Genomic DNA, 2,331 nt, shown 5'->3' on the forward strand with positions numbered 1-2,331 from the left:
TAAATTTATGGCCGTCGTGTTTTTGGCCTTTTATAACGAGGTAAGCCTCCCCTTTTTGCAAAGTTCGGCTGTCTATGCTTAGTTTTTCCAATACGGAAAAGGGCTTTTCGGCGGTAAGTTTACCGTCAAGAATCTTAGACAAAGATTCATAAGTTATGTTAAGTTTCATCGTGTCTCCTCATCAGGCTCAACGGCGTATAAAGTAAGGAATTTAGCCGCTATTTCAGAAAATATTTTTGCGGACGCCGCGCCGAACAAAGCGCGTTCGGGCTCGTCCAAAACCACTAGTATGGTAAATCTGGGTTTATAAGCCGGCACAAAACCGCAGAAAGAAGCTATATGCGCACTTCTTTGGTATTTGCCGTCTTGCGCCATTTTTTCCGTGGTGCCGGTTTTGCCGGCGACGCTGTATCCTTTTACCTTTGCGCCTTTGCCGGTGCCGTTTTCAACCACGCTGACCAGCAAGTCCTTAAGCTGATCGGACGTCTTTTTGCTTATGGCCTGCCTTACCTTGGACGGCTTTGATAAAACTTCTTCCATCCCGTTCGCGAATTTGATTTTATCTATCAAATGCGCCTGCATTAAAGTTCCGCCGTTGGCTATGGCGGAATAAGCCGTAACCAGCTGCACGCCGGTAACCGCCACCGTGTATCCGTAACCGGCTTTTGCGGTGTCAATCGGCTTCCAGCGGGTATGCTCCCTCAAAATGCCGGAAGGCTCGCCCAAAAAAGATATATTGCTTTTTACGCCGAAGCCGAATTTTTTTATGTAAGAATACATCGTCCGCGCGCCTAAGCCGTGCGATATTTTCGCCGCGCCGATATTGGAAGAAACTTCCAATATTTCTTTTACGTCCAAACTGGGCTTTTTTTGGTGATCGCGTATGGTTATGCCGTCGACTTTCCATTTATTGTCTTCCATGGAAAATCTGTCCGTCGGCTTTATCGCGCCGCTGTCCAAGGCGGCCGCCACGGCTATCGTTTTAAAAGTGGAACCGGGCTCGTAAACAAACTGCAAAGGCAGGCTTCGGCCGTCTAAAGCCGGGTAAGAGGCCGCCGCCAAAATATGGCCGGTTTCAGGGTCCTGCACTATCGCGAAAGCGCTTTTTACTTTATATTCTTCCGCATATTTTTTAAGAGTGCTTTCCGCGTAATACTGCCCAAGGGAATCTATCGTCAAATAGACGTCAGCTATATCCAAAAATTCCGTTTGCTCTTTATCGTAAATTATTCCGCCGCGGCGCGCTTTTTTGACGCGTTTGGATTTTGTGCGCCGCGCGAGCTCGTCTTCATACATAAGCTCTATGCCTGAAAGCCCGCTGTTGCGGGAGTTCGTCGCCCCCAAAATATCCTGCGCTATGCCGTCATAAGGATAGATGCGCGTATAATGCGGTTCTATTTCTATTCCGCGCACTCTTTCTTTATTGATAAGCTCTTCCAGTTTTTCGTATTCCAGCGGGGTAACTTCCTTCTTGACGTAAAAGAAATTCCCTTTTGAATTCCAAAGTTTGTTTAACTGCGCTTTGCTTACGGAAAGGGCTTGGCCCAGCACGTCAAAAAGAGCGTCTTTTTTATTTACGTTCTTTTTGCTGACCGCCACGAAATAAGTGCGAAGGCTCTCCGCCAGAACCACGCCTTTATTATCCAATATTTTTCCGCGGACGGTATCCGGGACGGTTTGGGTATAGACGCGCTTTTCGGCTTTGGTAAGCAGTTCTTCATGCCTGAAAGTCTGCAAATAAAACAGCCGGCCGGCGATAAAAACTGCAGGCAAAAAACAGGCTATGGCGCAAATTTTAATTCTTGATTTCAGCGTTTTCATCTTTGTCCTTCAAAACTATAACTTCCGACGGAGCGGCTATACGCATACCCTCACGTTCGGCCGCCGCCATGATTTTATGCGGCGATTTATACACGCCTATTTTATAGCGCAGGTACTGGTTGCGGGCTTCTTTAAAGGTTATATCTTCCATAACCGTGGCCACCTGATAGCCGGTCTTCTCCTTTTGCACGCGCTCCATTGCTATAAGGAGCAAAAATAAGCCGCAAAGCAAAATAACGTAAAAAATCTTCATTTAATCCTCTCAATTACGCGGAGTTTTGCGCTCCTGGCGCGGGGATTGGCTTTTATTTCCGCCCAAGAGGGCTCTATAACCTTTTTGTTTACAAGTTTAAAATCCCCGCCGGAGGCAAGCTCTTTAAAAGCGAATTTTATTATTCTGTCTTCGGTGGAGTGGAAAGTAAGGAAAGCGGCGCGCCCGCCCGGCAGTAAAATATCCTTAAGCAAAGCCGGTGCGGATTTGACGCAGTCAAGCTCCCCGTTGACTTCTAT

At 47.1% G+C, this 2,331-nt stretch carries 3 protein-coding genes; all 3 read right to left on the reverse strand.

The features are described 5' to 3' along the window. Positions 1-165: 165 nt before the first annotated feature. Entirely contained in the window at positions 166-1,821 is a 1,656-nt protein-coding gene (locus ACQY26_RS06750) for a peptidoglycan D,D-transpeptidase FtsI family protein (protein ID WP_428048379.1), read from the reverse strand. Continuing rightward, entirely contained in the window at positions 1,796-2,074 is a 279-nt protein-coding gene (locus tag ACQY26_RS06755; protein WP_428048380.1) for a hypothetical protein, read from the reverse strand. Before ACQY26_RS06755 ends, ACQY26_RS06750 begins: the two co-directional genes overlap by 26 nt. Continuing rightward, positions 2,071-2,331: 16S rRNA (cytosine(1402)-N(4))-methyltransferase (gene mraW, locus ACQY26_RS06760; protein ID WP_428048381.1), on the reverse strand; the 261-nt coding region annotated here is incomplete at its 5' end. The genes mraW and ACQY26_RS06755, both read right to left, overlap by 4 nt.

The organism is Candidatus Proelusimicrobium excrementi (assembly GCF_937881865.1).
Classification (GTDB): Bacteria; Elusimicrobiota; Elusimicrobia; order Elusimicrobiales; family Elusimicrobiaceae; genus Proelusimicrobium; species Proelusimicrobium excrementi.